Source organism: Piscinibacter sp. XHJ-5 (genome assembly GCF_029855045.1).
In the GTDB taxonomy this organism is placed as follows: domain Bacteria; phylum Pseudomonadota; class Gammaproteobacteria; order Burkholderiales; family Burkholderiaceae_C; genus Albitalea.
In genome coordinates, this window is the sequence record NZ_CP123228.1 from 6,255,883 (window position 1) to 6,273,876 (window position 17,994).

Annotated in this window: 12 protein-coding genes and 9 tRNA genes; 4 read left to right on the top strand and 17 right to left on the bottom strand. The window is 63.3% G+C overall.

The genetic code is table 11. The features are described 5' to 3' along the window. The first annotated feature begins 13 nt into the window (after positions 1-13). Positions 14-436, top strand: a complete 423-nt coding sequence (locus P7V53_RS29670; RefSeq protein WP_280153080.1) for a VOC family protein — start codon at positions 14-16, stop codon at positions 434-436. 123 nt (positions 437-559) lie between these two features. Here P7V53_RS29670 and P7V53_RS29675 read toward each other — a convergent pair whose 3' ends face one another. From P7V53_RS29675 to P7V53_RS29740, 14 genes are all read right to left on the bottom strand, one after another. Next, a complete protein-coding gene (locus P7V53_RS29675; protein ID WP_280153081.1) occupies positions 560-1,777 on the bottom strand; it encodes an RtcB family protein in 1,218 nt (405 codons plus the stop codon). Positions 1,778-1,790: 13 nt separating this feature from the next. After that, positions 1,791-2,555, bottom strand: a complete 765-nt coding sequence (locus P7V53_RS29680; RefSeq protein ID WP_280153082.1) for a hypothetical protein — start codon at positions 2,553-2,555, stop codon at positions 1,791-1,793. Positions 2,556-2,603: 48 nt separating this feature from the next. Next, the gene (locus P7V53_RS29685) at positions 2,604-3,749 is read right to left on the bottom strand and encodes a slipin family protein (RefSeq protein ID WP_280153083.1); all 1,146 of its coding nucleotides are present in this window, start codon (positions 3,747-3,749) and stop codon (positions 2,604-2,606) included. A gap of 271 nt (positions 3,750-4,020) precedes the next feature. Beyond that, positions 4,021-4,092 (bottom strand) — tRNA-OTHER (locus P7V53_RS29690). Positions 4,093-4,289: 197 nt separating this feature from the next. Next, complete coding sequence (locus tag P7V53_RS29695; protein ID WP_280153084.1) at positions 4,290-4,865, bottom strand: HNH endonuclease; 576 nt, start codon at positions 4,863-4,865, stop codon at positions 4,290-4,292. A 40-nt stretch (positions 4,866-4,905) separates the two neighbouring features. Next, a tRNA-Arg gene (locus P7V53_RS29700) sits at positions 4,906-4,981 on the bottom strand. Positions 4,982-4,987: 6 nt separating this feature from the next. Further along, positions 4,988-5,062 (bottom strand) — tRNA-Val (locus P7V53_RS29705). 5 nt (positions 5,063-5,067) lie between these two features. Further along, positions 5,068-5,143, bottom strand: a tRNA-Gln gene (locus tag P7V53_RS29710). Between the two features lie 11 nt (positions 5,144-5,154). Further along, positions 5,155-5,229: transfer RNA gene (locus P7V53_RS29715), tRNA-Met, on the bottom strand. A gap of 6 nt (positions 5,230-5,235) precedes the next feature. Further along, positions 5,236-5,321, bottom strand: a tRNA-Leu gene (locus P7V53_RS29720). Positions 5,322-5,329: 8 nt separating this feature from the next. Then, positions 5,330-5,405, bottom strand: a tRNA-Lys gene (locus tag P7V53_RS29725). A 22-nt stretch (positions 5,406-5,427) separates the two neighbouring features. After that, a tRNA-His gene (locus P7V53_RS29730) sits at positions 5,428-5,498 on the bottom strand. Between the two features lie 20 nt (positions 5,499-5,518). Continuing rightward, positions 5,519-6,667: a PcfJ domain-containing protein gene (locus tag P7V53_RS29735; protein WP_280153085.1), complete on the bottom strand. Its 1,149-nt coding sequence runs from the start codon at positions 6,665-6,667 to the stop codon at positions 5,519-5,521. A 265-nt stretch (positions 6,668-6,932) separates the two neighbouring features. Beyond that, positions 6,933-7,008 (bottom strand) — tRNA-Gly (locus tag P7V53_RS29740). Positions 7,009-7,901: 893 nt separating this feature from the next. Here P7V53_RS29740 and P7V53_RS29745 point away from each other — a divergent pair. From P7V53_RS29745 to P7V53_RS29755, 3 genes are all read left to right on the top strand, one after another. Further along, entirely contained in the window at positions 7,902-9,572 is a 1,671-nt protein-coding gene (locus P7V53_RS29745; RefSeq protein WP_280153086.1) for a hypothetical protein, read from the top strand. Between the two features lie 255 nt (positions 9,573-9,827). Beyond that, a complete protein-coding gene (locus tag P7V53_RS29750) occupies positions 9,828-13,268 on the top strand; it encodes a patatin-like phospholipase family protein (protein WP_280153087.1) in 3,441 nt (1,146 codons plus the stop codon). A gap of 535 nt (positions 13,269-13,803) precedes the next feature. Then, positions 13,804-15,687, top strand: coding sequence for a hypothetical protein (locus tag P7V53_RS29755; protein ID WP_280153088.1), 1,884 nt, complete (start codon positions 13,804-13,806; stop codon positions 15,685-15,687). Between the two features lie 343 nt (positions 15,688-16,030). Here P7V53_RS29755 and P7V53_RS29760 read toward each other — a convergent pair whose 3' ends face one another. Genes P7V53_RS29760 through P7V53_RS29770 form a run of 3 tightly spaced genes read right to left on the bottom strand, consistent with a single transcriptional unit; the run spans position 16,031 to position 17,980 of the window. Continuing rightward, the gene (locus P7V53_RS29760; RefSeq protein ID WP_280153089.1) at positions 16,031-16,741 is read right to left on the bottom strand and encodes a hypothetical protein; all 711 of its coding nucleotides are present in this window, start codon (positions 16,739-16,741) and stop codon (positions 16,031-16,033) included. Further along, positions 16,675-17,214, bottom strand: coding sequence for a tyrosine-type recombinase/integrase (locus P7V53_RS29765; RefSeq protein ID WP_348273455.1), 540 nt, complete (start codon positions 17,212-17,214; stop codon positions 16,675-16,677). The genes P7V53_RS29760 and P7V53_RS29765 overlap by 67 nt, the downstream gene beginning before the upstream one ends. Next, positions 17,198-17,980 carry an Arm DNA-binding domain-containing protein gene (locus tag P7V53_RS29770; RefSeq protein ID WP_280153091.1) on the bottom strand — a complete coding sequence of 261 codons (783 nt, stop codon included), beginning with the start codon at positions 17,978-17,980 and terminating at the stop codon, positions 17,198-17,200. The genes P7V53_RS29765 and P7V53_RS29770 overlap by 17 nt, the downstream gene beginning before the upstream one ends. Positions 17,981-17,994 lie beyond the last annotated feature (14 nt).

The following is a 17,994-nucleotide window of genomic DNA, read 5'->3' on the forward strand; positions in this document are numbered from 1 at the left end:
CACCATTTCCAGCATGAAGCCTTGCATCACGCTGCTGACCCTCGGGGTCGACGACCTCGAGCGCTCGGTGGCGTTCTACCGCGACGGTCTGGGCTTCGACACGAAGGGCATCGTCGGCACTGAACTCGAGAACGGTGCGGTCGCCTTCTTCAATCTCCAATCCGGCCTCAAGCTTGCCCTTTGGCCGCGCAAGAGTTTGTCGGCGGACAGCGGCCTGCCCCTTCAGGCGCCAAGTGCCACCGAGTTTTCCATTGGCCACAACGTCTCCTCGCCGCAAGAGGTTGATGCAGTCATGCAGCAGGCAGAACGTGCCGGAGCCAGGATCGTCAAGCCGGCGCAGCCGACCTTCTACGGGGGGCATGCCGGCTACTTTCAAGATCCGGATGGTCACCTGTGGGAGGTCGCATTCAATCCGGGGTTCGCAGACCTGGGCTAGGCGACCCACCAGCGCGGCTCATGAAGCCGCCGTCCAAGCTTTCCATCGAGCGCACATCGTGGGTCCGCAACGAAAACGGGGCGCCCGACTCCCGCCGAACGCCCCGAACTGGCCCGCCGCCCGTCAGCCCTTGACACACACCACCTGCTTCAACGTGTGCACCACATCGACCAGGTCGCGCTGCGCTTCCATCACCGCGTCGATGTCCTTGTAGGCCGCTGGCGTTTCGTCGATCACGTCCTTGTCCTTGCGGCACTCGACGCCCTCGGTCGCTGCGCGGTGATCCGCCAGCGTGAAGCGGCGCTTCGCCTCCCCGCGGCTCATCACGCGCCCCGCCCCATGCGAGCAGCTCTCGAAGCTGTCGGCGTTGCCCTTGCCGCGCACGATGTAGCTGCGCGCGCCCATGCTGCCGGGGATGATGCCCAACTGCCCGGCCTTCGCGCTCACCGCGCCCTTGCGGGTGAGGTACACGTCTTCGCCGAAGTGGTGCTCGCGGCTCACGTAGTTGTGGTGGCAGTTCACCGCCTCGATGTGGCTCTGGAAGCTCTTGCGGATCACCGTCTTCGCGGCTTCGATCACGCGCTTCATCATCACCTCGCGGTTGATGGCGGCGAACTTCTGCGCCCAGCCCACGGCGCGCACGTAGTCTCCGAAGTAGCGGCTGCCTTCCTCGAAGTAGGCCAGGTCACGGTCGGGCAGATTGGCCTGATGGCGCATCGCGTCCTGCTTGGCCAGCTCGATGAACATCGTGCCGATGAAGTTGCCCACGCCGCGAGAGCCCGAGTGCAGCATGAACCACACGTTGCCCGCTTCGTCCAGGCACACCTCGATGAAGTGGTTGCCGGTGCCCAGCGTGCCCAGGTGCTGGAGGTGGTTGGTCTTCTCCAGCTTGGGGTAGTCGCGGCAGAGCTCGGTGAACTCCGGCTCCAGCTGCGCCCACGCGGTGTTCACCGAGCCCGGCGCCTTCTGCCACGCCCCCGGGTCGCGGCTGCCGGGTTGGCGGCCGTGCGGCACTGCACGCTCGATGGCCGAGCGCAGCGGGCCCAGGTTGTCGGGCAGGTCCTGCGCGGTCAGCGTGGTCTTGCAGGCGATCATGCCGCAGCCGATGTCCACTCCCACCGCGGCCGGGATGATGGCCTTGATGGTCGGGATCACCGAGCCCACGGTGGCGCCGATGCCGAAATGCACGTCGGGCATGACCGCGATGTGCTTGAAGACGATGGGCAGGCGCGCGGCATTCTGCAGTTGGCGCTTGGCTTCGTCTTCGACCGGCACGCCGCGCGTCCACATCTTGAGCGGTACGCCGCCGGCGACGTCTTCGTGGATGTGGTTGGTTTCCATGGTTTTCTTTCATTCAGTGGCTCAAGGCATCGAACACGGCCTCCACCATGAGCGCCAATGGCACCCCGTGGTTGCAGCGAACCTGTGTGACATGAGCGAGGAAGTCAGGGTTCAGAAGCTTGGCGGTGAATGCAGCCTTGGTGGCTGGCGCCAGCATCCAGTCTTTGACAATCGCTTGCAGCCGATCGCGGTCGCTAGCGAAAGGGTTGGACAGCGACTGCTCGGGCCAGAAGTCCCAGTACGTGCTTCGGACGAACTGCACTGTCGAGGCAGGCCCGGGATGCGCCGTCCAGTGGTGCAGCAGCGGAGTCAACGCCAGCCCACCCGCATCCGCCATGATCAGGAGCGACAGCGGATCGGACCCGCAGCCACAACCGTCGGCGCCATTCAGATGGTGATCGAAGTAGGCCAGCATGAACTCGTCGAGCACGCTGGACTCTTCCATCGTGAAGGAACCCGCCGGGCAGCGGCCGACACGATCGAGATTCAGCTCGACGGAATGGTGGGTCTCTTCGCCCGCCGCAACCAGTTCGAGCCAGCGCGGCAGCAGGTATCGAACTTCCGCTGCAGGTTGCACCAGGTCAGCCATGGCGCCCGTGCAGTACTGATAGAAGTGGCGCGCCGTCAGCATGCGCAAGGGCCAGGTTCGCATTTCGCGCTCCAGTTCCTCGGGGATGCAGCAGGACGTGCACACGTTCAGTGGCCCGTTCGGTGCCTTGTGGCCTCCGAACACCTCGTGGGCGCGCCGAACCGCACGTTGCAGAGCAGGCGTGGTCATGATCTCTCCTTGGGTTGAGGGCCTGCCGGAGTACCGGCAGGCTAGCACTCAACGCAGCTTCACCAGCCCGTTGAGCACCTGGTCCAGACCTCCGAACACGGAGATCTTGTCGATGCGCTCGGCCACGCGCTCCAGCGTCTCGAGCTCCTTCAGCCGCAGGGCGACGGGGTTGTCCTCCATCACCTTGGCGGTGTTGAGCAGCGAGCGGGTCGCGGCCGTCTCTTCACGCCGACGAATCACGTTGGCCTCGGCCGACTTCCCGGCCTCGACCACCTGGGCGAGGATGGTCTTCATCTCGCCCGGCAGCACGATGTCCTTCACGCCCACGCCGTCGAGCTGCAGACCGTAGTCCGCGAGCTTGGCCTCGACCTGGGCGGTCACGACCTCGTCGATCACCGTCTTGTTCTCGAGCAGTTCGTCGAGCGAGCGCGTGCCCACCGCGGCGCGCAGGCCGAACTGCAGCTCGCGGTACAGGTGCTCCGCGGGCTTGGCCAGTTCCTTGTAGGCCTTGAGCACATCGGTGTAGCGCCAGGTGGCCGACAGGTTCAGCCGCAGGGCCACCTTGTCGCGGGTCAGGATCTCCTGGCCCGTCACCTCGAGCGCCTGCAGCCGCAGGTCGACGAGTTCCACCGACACGTTGCGGTTGAACTTCCAGAACGCGTACGAGCCGGCCGCGAGCAGCCGCTCGACCTTGCCGTCGACCCACAGGATGCCGGCGCCGTGCTCGGGCACCTGCACCTGCAGCACGCCGGCCAGGCCTTGCACTGCACGTTGGCGCAGCTGGGTCTGCACGAGGCGCGCCACCACGGCCTGCGGCACCTCGGCCGACGCCGCCGGACCGTCGATGGCGATCACCTCGACCTGCACGTCGACCAGGCCCTTCCAGTACAGGCGCCGTGTGGCCGGCGCCAGCACCTCGACCAGCGCGCCGTTCTCGCTGCGCAGGCCGACCTGGGCCTCGCTGAGCTCGACGCGCACGAACTCGTCTGCGACCACCGCCGGCTCCTTGGCCATGAGGTAGTCGGCCAGGACGTGCGTGAACGCCGGCTGCTCCAGCGCGAAGAGTTCCACGCGCAGGGTGTCGAGGCCGGCGAACAGCCAGTGCGTGCCGGGTTGCAGCACGCGCTCGAAATCGCCATTGCGCAGCAGCAGGCCGCGCTCGTTCTTCTTCACGGTGACACGCTTGATCTTCATGGGTGTTCTCCTTGTCTTGAAGCGTGTGTTGAATGGGTGCCGTTACAGCAACGGCCGCGGACGACGAATGCCTGGGCCCGGAGGCCACGGTGCGCGTCGGCGGCTCCCACGCAGAGAACCACCTCGGCTGGCCGTGGATGCGAAGCCCCGCGTGCTCGGCGCACGAGCGGCCGCCGCTGATGCACGGTCGGGCCATCATTAAGATGGCCCTCGGTGCACGTTCGGCGGTGGTCTTTCGACCGTTTGTTGCTGGAGATGGCTTATCAGGCCATTCGTTGGGAAGGATTCGAACCTTCGACAGACTCCTTTCAGAGTTGCTCTAACCGACTGAGCTACACAACAGTGGTGGTCATCCGGGACTCGAACCCGGCAGCTCGCGCTGCAACCTTTGATGACCCATTCCGCTGCTTCCGGCGGCGCGGCATGTGTGGCACCCACGGACGAATCCGGATGCCGCACACCGGCGGGGCGGGCTTGCGCCCCAACCCCTGACCTGTCAGCGATCGCCTTTCACAGCAGACTCTGGAGCACCAGAGCCCTTCAGCTCAGGCGCGATCCCTTCGGCAGGCGCGCGGCCAGCCACTCGTGTACGTCGGCGCGGATGTGCCGGCCTTCGAGCAGAAAGTCCTCGAAGCGGCTCGGCACGTACGGCAGGTACACCAGCGGCATGCCCGCTTCCTCCGGCGTGCGGTCGGCCTTGCGGCCGTTGCACGTGCCGCAGGCAGTGACCAGGTTCATCCAGGTCCAGCGGCCGCCGCGCGATTCCGGCACGATGTGTTCGCACTGCAGATTGCGCTCGTGAAAGCGCTGGCCGCAGTAGGCGCACGTCATCCGGTCGCGACGGAACAGCTTCAGTTTGCTGAACGCCGGCACCACGTCGAACAGGTTGACCTTCGAGGCACCGCGCAACGCGATGATCGGAAACACGTCGATCACCGACTGCCGGCCGCGCACGACGTTGAAGCCGCCACGCAGCGTGGCCAGCGGGCCGAGGCCGTCGACCCACGCCACCGAGCCTGTGGCCATGTGAACGGCCGCATGCTCGAGCGAGATCCACGCCTGCGGCGTGCCCTGGATGTCGAGTTGCAGCACGTGGCTGTGGTGTTGGTGGTGCATGGTCGGCCTCCTTTCATGGCCGTTCTGTGATCGATCTGGTTGGTACGTCCAGGTGGATTCGAACCACCGACTTCGACCTTCGGAGAGTCGCGCTCTTGCCGCTGAGCTACGGACGTATGCATTGGTAGCCCCTGACGATTTCGAAACGTCGGCCTTCGCTTTGTAGGAACGCTGCTCTGCCTCTGAGCTAGGGGGCTGGTCTTGGCAGGGGCGACAGGATTCGAACCTGTGTGCACCGGGTCAAAGCCGGCTGTCTGATGCCTCTCGACTACACCCCGATGGAAGCCATTGGTAGTCCGAGGTGGGCACGATCCACCGACCGTCGCCTCATGAGGGCGCCGCTCTTCCGCTGAGCTACCGGACTGTTGTGTGGTCCCCTCGGTCCGAGTCGAACGGACATGCCCTGTGGGCTCCGGTTTCTGAGACCGGTGCGTCTGCCTGTTCCGCCACGAGGGGGTTGATGCTGGTGCGTCGCCAGGGACTTGAACCCTGACACGCCGGGTTAAGAGCCCGGTACTCTGCCGCTCGAGTTCGCGACGCATTGAAGTTGCATGCGCTTGGGGGTGACCGGCCGGAGTCGAACCGGCACCGGCGGGGTCACATCCCGCAGCTCTGCCATTGAGCTACGGCCACACCCAAGCGCACGGGGTGATTCACCGCAAAGTGATGCCGCGCGCCTTGGCCCAGCGCTCGATGACGTTGCGCTCGTCCTCGTGCGCCAGCCGGTTGGCGAGCCCGCGCACCTGCACTGCCCGGTGTTGCGGGTCGACTTCGATGGTCAGGAGACGATCGATCCGGTCCCTGGTGCAACGTCGCAGCGACCAGATCGATGCGTGACCGGCAATGCACTTGCCTGCGTAGGTCGACACGCAATGACGCATCGCCCGGCTTTCCATCACCAGGTCCTCGGCCTGCTTCAGCTGCTTGACCACGAAGCGCTCGCCCTTGGCCTTGGCGTCCTTGGACGAGGGCACCCACTCCCAATCTGCAAGGGGCGAGCCCGGCCACGCCGCGTTGGCCGCCCAGGTGTCTGCACCGCGCCCGTGGGCTCGGCGCCGCATCGCCTCGATGCGCTCGATGGCCGCGATCTCGTGGTGCCACTCGTGCATGCGGCGGGTGAGCGTCGGCAACGTGCGACCCTCCAGGCTGTAGTGCGGGTCCCGCCGCCGGCATGCGGCCAGGTAGTCGCACAGATCGTCGATCGTTTCCACCGGTGCCGGGTTGGCGCAGAAGAACCGCACCACCCCACGCCAGAACTCGATCTCGCCACGCGGCGCCCGGGCAATCTTCGAGCGCGCAACGCGCAGGGCCATGGCGGCGTCGCCGGCATAGGAGCGCGCGATGGCTTCCCAGAAGGCTTCATCGAAGCCCAGGCCAGCCGACGGATGGAGGAAGGCGTGGACTTCCTTGCGCGTCAACCACATGCTGGCGCCCGCCTTGTAGAGCGAGCCACCACGCGCCGCCGTGACATACCACTGCCTGCGCAGCCGCACTTCGTCGGCGCCGAGGCCCGTGTCGTCGATCCAGATGCGCTCGAGCATCGCGGGAACCGGGTAGAGCGCGAAGAGATGCCGCGCCGCTGCGAGGCGCAGGCGCGCGGCGTCCCGCGTCTTCATCTGCGGATGCCAGGACCGGGGATCGCGCACGACTTCGCCGGAGAAGCCACGTTCAGCTTCTTCGACCGCCTTGCTGAAGTCTGGAGCGGGCCGTGCGCGGCGCACCACGCGGCGAAGCGCGGCGTCGCAAAGTTCTATTCGTTCGCGCTCGGCGTCCTGCCTGCGCTGGATCATCGAGCGATTCATGGTCGTTTGGGTGGGTTGAAGTGAAAAGTGAACGAAGCGAATCCATCCGGTGACGGGTTCCGGCGCCGCCCAATCGTTGCGGCCGTTTTCCACCCCTGAAGCGTGAGCTCGACAGGGGCTTCTTGAACTGGTGCCCCCGGGCGACGATTCGAACGCACGGCCTGGCGCTCTGCCTGCTGCGCACCGAGGGCTGGTGTGATTCCACTTCGGCTGTGCCCACCAACACCATGTCGCGTGGCCTCGCAGTGCATGGACACAGCCGAAGTGGAGCGGATGACGAGTCTCGAACTCGTGGCCTCGGCCATGGCGTGGCCGCGCTCTGCCTGCTGAGCTACATCCGCAAAGGTGCAAGGCGAACCATCGGCCAGTACCGAGGTCGACTTGCGGCAAGTTGTTAAAGAGCATCCACCGCTGCCGGTGGCGGCGATCCATCGATCGCCAGGCCTGCGTCAACGCACAAGCCGGGTGAAGAGACAAAGAAAAAGGCCCGGAACCTTTCGGATTCCGGGCCTCTGCGAACAGAGCGTGGACCTTGCGCGGCTAGGCGCTGCCCTCTCCCGGATTCAACGGACCCTCGCTCCGATCAAGGCAATAGCCCGTCGGAATGGCCCCGCGCATCGCCGCCGCCAATGACGGGACGAACGCGACCCGCCCCTGCAGAGGTCGGTGGGTCCGAATGACGTTGCGCGATTTCACGTTGATGTCCTGTCGTCCTGACTGTGGCTCTCGCCAGCCGGTTTCTCGATGGGAGCGGACTGTAAAGAGTCTTTACGCCGCCGTCAACCCCCCGCGAGAATCGAGGTATCGGACGCATCGGCTGGCGCGGTATGGGTGTGGCAGCTCGAGAATGCGGCGGGGCGTCGGCCAATCGAAGACCTGCCCAGCACCGGCGTGCCGTCGTTCCGGTGCGGCACTCGGTACGACGACGTTGGGCCACCACGTCTACGTGGCGTGGGCGTTGCCCGCGCTGCTCGATAACGCAGCAAGGGCGCTGCCGACTGAGGCGCCTGGTGAGTTGTCGCCGCAGCGTTTGCAGGCTCTGGCCGGCCGCTTCACAGTGGGCAGAGGAGCGTACCCAGCGTCCGATGGGCGTGTCCGATAAGCCTGAACACACGTGGCGGAACGCCGGGCGCCGAACGCAATGATGTCTCCGCAGGTCCCTAGATCGCCGGATTGACGTCCGCCATGTCCGGGCGTCCCATCGATTTCTCAACAGTGCACTTCGGGAGGCACCATGTGGAAAGTCACCGCGCAAGGTGCAGAGGGCAAGCCCTACGAGGTCGCCACCTCGCCCCTCGATGATGACGGGCAGGCACCGCGGCCTGCCGAGATGGGGGACATTGAAAGCCCCACTTACCGGCTCCTGATGCAGGAAGCAGCGTTGCCTGATGCCCAGCGCTTCATGCCGATTCATCAGTGGGCGGCGACCGCCGAGGAAGCGGCCAAGGAGATGGAGTGGACCGGCCTGCCCGTGCTCAAGGCTGCGGACGGGGGTATCGCACGCCATGCCGGCGACGGGCAGAACCGCCCCTCCTGCCTGGCTTGGCACGACCGCGGCGCCATGCTGATCTCGGTCGCGGACGACAAGGTCCAGCTGAGCGTCGAGTACATACCCGAGCGTGCCGAGGAACAGCGCATGAAGCGCATGCTCCACCGCCACGCCAGCTCTGGCCACCAGCTGGAAACGTTGTTGGAGTGGCGGGCCTTCGTCGGCCGCCGCACAGGCATCGTCGACGGCTGGACGCTGATGCGCCAGAGCGGCCGGGGCTACACAGCGTCTCTCGTCGGCGCCACCGGTTTCGTCGTGGCACGCGCCCTGCGGCGCATCACGCTTCCTGAGCCGGCGCTGACCTCCGATTCGCGCATGCAAAGCCGACTAGCCGAACTGGAAGCGGCGCAACCGGCCATTGCCGACACATGCCCAAGGCTTGAAGAAGTGGAACCGCCGCTCGATGGGGACATCGCGATGGTGTTCGTCCACGGCACCGCGTCGTGCGGCATCACTGGGCTGAAGGACCTCTTTCCACCGGCAACAACCGGGTTCATGGTGCCTTGCCCGGTGCTCCGCTTCGAGCACGACACGTTCGTGCCAATCATCGACAACGTCAAGACTTTGGCCGCCGAAATCGCGCACCGCCTGCACGTGCGCAAGCTGCTGCTCGTCGCGCATTCGCGCGGCGGTCTTGTAGCCGCGGACGCCGCCAAAGTGCTGCGCGACGCCGGCTACGCGGGCGACGTAACGGTCTACACCTTTGGCACGCCCTATCAAGGCACGCCGCTGGTGGCGATGGGCAAGAAGGCGCTCAACCTGCTGATGAAGCTCGGCGAAGGCATCGCCGACAACGTGCCGGTGCCGGTGCTGTCGCCGCTGGCGAAGGCGATGTTCTACGTAATGGAATCGCCGACGCTGCCGCCAGGTATCCTGGCCATGCAAGAAGGCGCTGAGGCGCTGCGCTATATCCAGCGCAGTGCGGAGGCGGTGCGTTTGCTGTCCTGGGGCAGCGACTACGACATCCTGAGCGGCATCGCCGGCTATGGCGTGGCGTCCGAGGGCTTCCTGCTCGGCGCACTGCAGCGGCCGCATGACTTGGTGGTGACCGCGCAGTCGGCCACCGGATGCGGCCGTACGCAGCCCAAGCTGGAATGTGCCCACGGGCAGTATTTCAAGCAACCCCAAGTGCAGCTGGCGATCAACAACTACTTGCAGCCGCCGGCGCCGCGGGGCGGCGGTGGAACTGACCGTCGACGCGACGCTGACGACGAAACGGGCGCAGCCGCAACACGAACTGCCGCCCGACACGCAGCCAATACCCAACGCCCAAGGGTCCCCAAGCCGCCACCCGACAAGTTCGGACCGAAGAGAGCGGGCGATGATGGCGAGGCCGGCCCGAGCGTCAGGCCGTGAGCAACAACGGCCACCGCATCGCTGCGGCAGATCTACTCGACCAACCCGCTGGAACTGCTCCATGCCGAGATCAAGCGGCACACCAACGTCGGGTGCATTTCCCAAAAAAAGGGTCAGCTTCCATCAACAGTTTGAACACGCTCAAGATAGATCGATGCGCGCCCGCGCCTCCCACACGTATGGGACGCCACAGCTTGTCCTCGGCCTTTGTTTGCTCGCAAGCTACCCGCCAACAGCAAGAATCCGGGAGGAAAGATGGCCGAGATCAACCCCGCCAATGTCGACCTGTACAGGAGCCTCAAAGAGGAGCGGACGGCGATTGACCGGGAACGCCAGGCCGCTGGCGAAAGCCACACCGTTCCTCGCGGTGATATCGGCTTGGCCCTGTCGGGTGGCGGGATTCGCAGCGCGACTTTTGCGCTCGGAGCACTTCAAGCGCTCGCCCGGGAGAAGAAGCTCGCTTCCTTCGACTACCTTTCCACGGTTTCTGGAGGCGGCTACATCGGCAGTTGGCTCAGCGCCTGGATCCAGCGAGAAGGCCTAAAGACGGTGCAGGATGCGATGGGCTCCGCTGAGAGCACCCTCATCAACGACGTTCCGACCGCCAATGAGCCGAAACAGATTGCTTGGCTGCGCCGATATAGCAACTACCTCGCCCCTCGGGTGGGTATCTTTTCTCTCGACTCGTTGACGCTCGCGGCCACCTGGCTGCGCAACTTCGTTCTCAACCTGGTCGTGCTACTAGGCGCGATCTGCCTGCTGTTTGCAATTCCGTACGGGATGCTGGACCTGCTTCAGCGCTACGAGCCCAATCCTCGAGCGTTTGGCTTCGCCGCTGCATGGCTCGGCTTCGTGCTCTTCGTACTCGTGGGCTACAACCTGTGGCACCAGGGTCTGCCGGTGGGCCGGCGCCGTAACTGGCTCATCAGCGCACCCGGTGTGGTCTGGTCCGTGATCGTGCCCGGGTTGATCGCCGCATGCTGTGCACCGGTGTGGTTGTTCCAGTCCAATCGCAATCCCGTCGAGGACGGCACGCTGGCGGCTATGTACATGGGCGCACTGCTCGTGGTTCTTCTGTTAGCTTGGCTCGTCCGCGATGCCTGGATCGCGCGCGCCTTTCCAGTTGTGCTGGCCAAAAAACTCGTCGTCTACCTGATCGCCGGGGCAGTTGCCCTGGTCGCCGGATTTGCCGCATTGGCAGGGTTGTTGGAGATCTGGAGGGGGCTGGGCGACGCATCGGCCGCAACACATCGGCACTTGGCCACCATCGCCTTCGGTCCGCCGTCGGTTCTCGCGGCCCTGGGCATCGCAACGTCCGTGTTCACGGGTCTGGTGGGCAGGGTTTTCTTCGAACGCAGCCGCGAATGGTGGAGCCGGCTCAATGCATGGTTCTTGATGCTAGCTGGACTCTGGCTGGCCTGGGGCCTCCTGGCCTTCTTCTCACTGCCACTGGTCGCGTGGGTGTCGGAGCATTTGGGCGCGTGGAGTTCATTGATCGGGACGGGTTGGATCGGCAGCTTGTTTGCATCCCTCCTTCTGCGTCAACCTGAAGGGGCCTCGCAAAAAGCGCGCGTGCGCATCGATACGGCCTTGAACGCCGCGGCGTCGGTTTTCGTGATCGGCCTCCTGATTGTGACGGCAGTGGCGGTGAGCGCAGCCGCTCTGGCACTCTTCCGCTCGTCGACCAAGACGGCAACGGTGGCACCGGCGCCAGCGTTGTCGTTCGAACTGCACACCGCCAAGGACACGGTCGACTACAAGGTGTCAGCCGTCAAGCACGAACCCCCAGATCTTGCCCCCACATTCCGTGTGCACGCATATGACATCGGGTCGTTCGCCCAAGTCAGCGCAAATCGCACGCTGCTGACCAGCGTGTGGGGCTGGATCGCGGGTCTGGCGGTGGTGGTGCTTCTCTTTGCATTTCGTGTGGACATCAACAAGTTCTCGCTGCACAACATGTACAAGAACAGGCTGGTGCGGTGCTACCTTGGCGCAAGCAACAAGCGGCGAAATGAGCAGCCCTTCACCGGTCTGGACGATCACGACGACCTCACGCTGGTCCAACTCAGAGGACAGCGCCCCCTGCACATCGTCAACACGACGCTGAACATCTCCCAAGGCTCCAATCTGGCCTGGCAGGAACGCAAAGCGGCTTCCTTTTCGTTCACACCCTGGTATTGCGGCTTCTCACTTGCAGCGACGCAAGGCGATTCGACAAGCATGAAAGTCGAGGAACAGTGGCGCCAGCGGGGCTACTGCCCCACCGAGGACTACGCGAGCAAGGATATCGAGGACCCGGGCTTCAAGCTGGGCATGGCGATGGCGACGTCCGGCGCTGCCGTCAGCCCTAACATGGGGCGCGCGACGCATCCCGCACGCGCTTTCGTCCTCACGCTATTCAATGTGCGCCTCGGGCGTTGGAGCCCCAATCCGCTCGGCACCCGGTGGAGCCGACCCAGTCCATGGCTCGGCATCATCCCACTCGTTCAGGAACTTCTCGGGTACAGCAATGAACGACGTAGCTTCGTCTATCTGTCCGACGGCGGTCACTTCGACAACCTGGGCCTGTATGAGTTGATTCGCAGGCAATGCAGTGTCATCGTCGTCGTCGATGCTGGCGCCGACTCGCGCCGACAGTTCGGCGACCTTGGGGAGTCGATCCGCAAATGCCGCATCGACTTCGGCGTAAACATCCGGTTTCCGGCCCTTCAAAATGCAAAGCCGGATGACGACATGTGCCGGGAAACCGGCTACGCGATGGGCACGGTGGAATATGGCAACGGCATCGCTGATGGCCGCATCTTGCTGATTAAACCCACCATGTGCCCCTCGCGGGAAGAACCCATGGATGTTCTGCACTACGCTGGCAAGGACTCGACGTTCCCTCACCAAACCACGGGCGACCAGTTCTTCGACGAAAGCCAGTTCGAGAGCTACCGCCAGCTCGGCGCGTTCATCACCGGAAAATGCCTGGCGCAGCACAAGTGGCTCCTGCGCGAGCGATCGGTGGGACCGCCGCTGGTGTCGCAACCGACCCCGAAAGAAGAGCCGTTGTGCGTGACTCGAAAGATTCACCACGCCTTGATCTTCATGGGACTTCGCAAGAAGAAAGCCACGATCCCGCCTCGCGACGGTTCGCTGGCCGATTTGCTGCTGCTGATCCTCCTGGCATCGACGCTGCTGCTCGTGACTTTGCAGCTCATCAGCATGGCCACGCTGCAAGGCCTCGGCGGCGCAGGATGCTGGTCCGTCGATTCATGCACGTCTCACACGAAGCGCTTGCTGTCGCTGCCGGGAGCGCGAGGCGAGTTGGCGACAAACCCGCTCTTCTGGTTCCTCCAGGTTGACAACCTATTCGTCGCCGTATACACGGCGCTCTTCGTGTGCGCATTCGTGGTCGCGTTGAGGGACGGAACACGACATCCCGTCCGGAAGTGGACGAAGTACCTGCTGTGCGCCTTGGCGCTGTTCGGCGCCACCGCCGACTACTGTGAAAACTTCGGACTCCTCGACATCATCTCCGGCACGTCCGGGACATCACGATTGCGCGCAGACGACATTGCACGCTTGACCATCGCAAAGTTCGCACTGCTGGGCGTTCTCCTGGTGGCGCTGCTGATCGCGCTCCCCTCGATTGCAGTCAAGTTCGCCAGGCGATGGGACTTGCATCTGCGCAAACCCTTCAGTCGGAACTGACCGCGTTCGAAGTGGCCTGCGCGCAGACGTTCATGCCTCCCGTAGTGGCATACCCGCCCGTATCCGAAACGGCCTTGTAAACGAGCATGACCTTACGGCAGATGTTGGGTCGCGCCGTACCCCGGCGGCCGCATTGGTGGCATTGATACCCAGGATTCTGAGGCAGGGCAATCCGGATGGACCACGGCTTGCGACCGCGTAGTGCCGCGGTGCAGCTGGTTTGCGTCGCGTCGGACTTGAAGGAAGTCCCGCAGCTCAGAAGAAACTGGAACAAGCAATTGTGGTGTGGAGTGAATGGCGCAGCGCGAGACGACGGGTCCAGTTTGCATGTCTATGGGCGGAGTTACGGACTCGACAGCACGTGCCGATGTGGCCGATATTCCATTTCTATGGTTGAAGGACATGCGGCAGTTGTAGATCCGGAGAACCTAGCTCACCCCTCCCCGCCGCAGGTTTCATCCCTCGTCCTAGGGGTGTTTGCGCTTGCTTGGCGGCGCAAACTTGGCCTTCGTCTGCAGTACGAAGCGAGTAAGCAATGGGCAAGTCGCTTTTGGTGATCGCGGTAAGAGGCTGGACCAATACAGGAGAGGCGTTGCTGTTCGGTACGACGGGAGGAGATTTCCGGCCAGCCGTGCTGAATGCACTGACAAATCGATTGCCGAATGCCGAGATATGGGCACCGGATCTCGACATGGGCATGTTTTCAATGCGAGCGCCAGAATTGCTCGCTAGTGATTTGTTCCAAATAATCGACGCAAAGTTGCGGACATCACCGCAAATTGAGAGCATCGTCCTGCTGAGCTACAGCGCCGGATCCTTGATCGCGCGCAGAGTGTTTTGCATGGCGCACGGCGCAGGCGACGACGGCACGGTCTCGTCCGCACCGGCACCTTGGGCGAACCTGATCGACAGGTTAGTCGTGCTTGCTGGTATTACGAGGGGTTGGGAATTCTCATCCGCATCACCAGCTCATGTTCGGTTCTTGGGACCGATCCTTATCGGGCTTGCAAAGCTGGTGGGATGGTGGCGCCGCGCCAGCGGAGAGCCGCCATCGTCCACGCCGATGATCGTTCAGCTGAAGCGTGGCGCTCCGTTCGTCGTCTCAACCCGCATTCAGTACATCAACGTGTTGCACATGCTTCGCGCTCGAATGGAGCGAAGCCACCCCTCACCGCTGCGAGCACCCGGCGGATTGCCATCAACCGTGTTTCTTGTCGGCGCGAAGGATGAATACATTTCGCCGGCGGACTGTACTGAACTCGGCCCGCGCAACGAGTTCGCGTTCATCGAGCTTCACGGAAGCAACCACACCGAAGCCTTGCATATTGACGGAATCGACCCGGCCGCCTCGGAGCGAAAGGAGCGCCTGGCCGCGGCCATCGTCGATGATTTCCAAGGGCTGGCTTCCCGCTCGTGGGCCGTTCCGGCGGACGACATCGACGATTACTTGGACCCAATGGACATCGCGGATAGCGGAACAGCGGCAGTTGCTCGCCCTTTGCAGGTTCAACTCGCGGTGATGGTGATTCACGGAATCCGCGACAACGGCTTCTGGACGAAGCGTGTCGCAAGAGAGTTGAAGACGGTCGGTCGCCGAAGCGGAATCGTAGTGCGCTCCCCGACTCCGAGCTACGGATATTTCTCGATGCTGGACTTCGTCAAGCCTGGGGGTCGGCAGGAGGCAACGTATTGGTTCATGGAACGCTATGCAGACGTGCGAAGCCACTTTCCCAGCGCAAAAATCAGTTTTGTTGGGCACAGCAACGGCACGTACATTGCCGCTCGAGCGCTGGAGCTGTGTCCCGCGATCAAGTTCGATCGAATCGTCTTCGCGGGCAGTGTGGTTCGACGCAGTTTTCGATGGGGCCGCTTTACTGGTCGCGTGAACGCAGTATTGAATTACGTCGGCAGCGCAGACGGAGTTGTCGCATTTCTTCCTGCCGTCTTTGAGTTCCTTCACCTTCGTTGGCTGGACGTTGGTGGCGCCGGAGCGTTCGGGTTCAGAGACGCGGAGCCGCCGCCAAGCGTGGCCAAGCCGCTCCCGAACGAGAGCACGTCCCCACACGTGGAATTGAGCGAGTTCCGATTCGTCCCGGGAGGACATGGAGCTGCTATCAGCGAACAGTTCTGGCCGGAAATCGCAGAATTTGTGGTCCTCGGCAAGCAGCCTGACCGTAGGCCTGCTGAACGAACCGATCGCACGCGGTGGCTTTTTCGATGCGCACCTGTCATCACGGGGCTGGGTGTGGCATTGGCTGCGTTGCTCTTGACACTGCCCTTGACCCTGGCGGCCGTGGCGGCAGCTTACTTGGCGGGCAAGAGCGCGGTCAGCATCCTGGCCATAGGCGGCACCATGGGGGCCGTATCGGTTGGATTCCTCATCGCGTGGATAGCCGCGAGGTTCTTGAGGCATTGGTGACGTGCATAGCCCCGCGGGGCAGCGCTCACATCCGGTCGCAGATATCCGTTAGCTTTAACGGCGACTTGTTTTTCCACAATCCTGCTTCGCTGGAGCGGAGTCGTCCTGACCGGCGTCCCTGTCGTGGCCCGGCGGCTGCCTGGCTCACCACCCGGTCTTCACAGGGTCGAGCCGCAGCAAGCCTATTGAGCATGGAAGCAGCCGCAAGCTTGCTGCAACGTTGGAGATGTGTCGTTTTCGGCCGTTCGGCGCATGCAATTCATGAAGGATTTGCTTTGCCCGCGGCCCATCGACACGCCTCGTTGGTACTGCACTTTGCTCCATGCCATGAACAAGCTTCTCTTCAAGTTGGCTCATCCTCTCGGCTACGTGGCTCATGGAATGAGCCACCATCTGGGGATGGCTTGACATTCTTGCTGATCGGGTCAGCCGTTGAGCTTGACTCAACTCGACGTTCCCTGAATCGCTTTGATTCGAAAATCGGAGCAATTGCGGAAACTCCGACAAGCAGCGCAATGCCAGAAACTATACCGAATGGAGATGCCTTGGACCAGTACCAATCGACGGCAACTTGACGCCACGACCAGCCCCAAATGACCCGCAGAGATGGAAATTCATGGCCAAATATCAATGCGACAAGATCAATTGCCAATGCGGGTATGGAAATCATCACCGAAAAGACCAAGACAACATAGACTGCAAGCGTCTTTATAGCAGTCAGCAACCAAACGTCCCTGGATGAGGGAATCGACATTTGCGTTGAGCCGGATAAGATGGTTTCGACGCGGCCTAGGTCCCGGAGTAACTCATCGAGATGCGACATTTCACGTTGGAGGGTAGCGCGACGCTCCTCAATTTGAGTTCTCAACTCCTTCAAGGATGTGGCCTGAACCTGCGGCAGTGGGGGGAGTTGAGAGGCAGCAATGCCTGCTTGAACCACGGCTGCGATAGCAGAAACTAGCGCTATTACAAGGGTCAATATGATGTTTACGGTGGCGAGTGCGTGCTTCCCCTGAAGAGCCCCTTGGAAAGCAGCCTTGATAAAGGGAGCCATAGTCTGATCCTCAGTGCGACCATGATGCGGTTGTAAGCCCGCCCGAGGCTGTCGCTTAACGAATGCGCCAATTGCGCCTCGATGACGTTCCGATCGAAGCCGAGGCGCTCATGCAGCATCGTCCGCGCCGTCGCCCGAAAGGCAATGCCTGTCACTTTGTCCGCAGAGAACCCTATCGCTCGCAGCGCCGCATTGATTGTGTTCTCGCTCATCGCGCGGTCGTGATGGCGCTCCCCACGAAATACCATCTTGGCGTGGCCGGTCAGGATGTGCAGATCGCGAAAGACTGCGATCGACTGCTTCGGTAGCGGCACCAGGTGAGGCGCTCCATGCAGCTTTTCGCGCAGCTCTCGCTTCATCCGCATGGCCGGCACTGTCCACATCGCAGCATCGAGATCGATTTCGGGCCACTCCGCAAAGCGCAACTCGCCCGGGCGCAGCAGCATCGGAGCCAAATCAAGTGCAGCACGCACGACAGGCGTCGCTGCATAGTGGTCGCAGGCGCGGAGCAGCTCGCCAAGTCGCTTCGGATCGACGATCGCCGGGAAGTTCTTGGGGATCCCTCGCCTGAGCGCCCTTTGAGGTCGCGAGCAGGATGATTGCTGGACGCCTTGCCCGTCGCCACGGCGTAGCGCAAGGCCTGGCTGCAACCCTGCAGGGCCCGGTGAGCGGTCTCCACGACACCCCGGCTTCGCGCCGCATGACTTCGAGCAGCATCGGCGGCGTAACGTCGGCCACGGGAACGCGGCCAATCAACGGAAAGACGTCGTTTTCGAAGCGAGCAATGATCTTGTCGCCGTAGCTGCGAGCCCACCCGTCGCGCCGCACGGCGTACCACTCGCGCGCGACATCTTCGAACGAGTTCAGCGGCGGCAGCCCTTGCACCTCGCGCTCCTCGGCTGACCGAGCCTGCGCATGCCCCGCCCTCTCCGCCTTGCGCTTCTGGCTGGGATCGAGGCCTTCCGCCACCAGTTGCCGGGCCTCGTCAGCCTTCCGCCGAGCCAGCGCTAGTGACGTGTCGGGATAGACCCCGAACGACAGCGTTTTGCGTTTTCCATGGAAGGCGTAGTCGAAGCGCCATGCATGTGCGCCGCCGTTTAGGAACAGCGGCAGGTACAGCCCGTCGCCATCGTTGAGGCGCTTGCGCGTCTCGCCGGGCCGGATGGCCATGATGGTGGCGTCCGAAACGATGAGGTGGCGAGGCATTGCAGCAACTGCTGCATCTTTGAGCAGCGTCAATCAAGTTACTACGA

Coding starts and splice junctions, on each gene's coding strand:
- P7V53_RS29670 (WP_280153080.1), top strand. CDS start 14: ATGAAGCCTTGCATCACGCTGCTGACCCTCGGGGTCGACGACCTCGAG.
- P7V53_RS29675 (WP_280153081.1), bottom strand. CDS start 1,777: ATGGAAACCAACCACATCCACGAAGACGTCGCCGGCGGCGTACCGCTC.
- P7V53_RS29680 (WP_280153082.1), bottom strand. CDS start 2,555: ATGACCACGCCTGCTCTGCAACGTGCGGTTCGGCGCGCCCACGAGGTG.
- P7V53_RS29685 (WP_280153083.1), bottom strand. CDS start 3,749: ATGAAGATCAAGCGTGTCACCGTGAAGAAGAACGAGCGCGGCCTGCTG.
- P7V53_RS29695 (WP_280153084.1), bottom strand. CDS start 4,865: ATGCACCACCAACACCACAGCCACGTGCTGCAACTCGACATCCAGGGC.
- P7V53_RS29735 (WP_280153085.1), bottom strand. CDS start 6,667: ATGAATCGCTCGATGATCCAGCGCAGGCAGGACGCCGAGCGCGAACGA.
- P7V53_RS29745 (WP_280153086.1), top strand. CDS start 7,902: ATGTGGAAAGTCACCGCGCAAGGTGCAGAGGGCAAGCCCTACGAGGTC.
- P7V53_RS29750 (WP_280153087.1), top strand. CDS start 9,828: ATGGCCGAGATCAACCCCGCCAATGTCGACCTGTACAGGAGCCTCAAA.
- P7V53_RS29755 (WP_280153088.1), top strand. CDS start 13,804: ATGGGCAAGTCGCTTTTGGTGATCGCGGTAAGAGGCTGGACCAATACA.
- P7V53_RS29760 (WP_280153089.1), bottom strand. CDS start 16,741: ATGGCTCCCTTTATCAAGGCTGCTTTCCAAGGGGCTCTTCAGGGGAAG.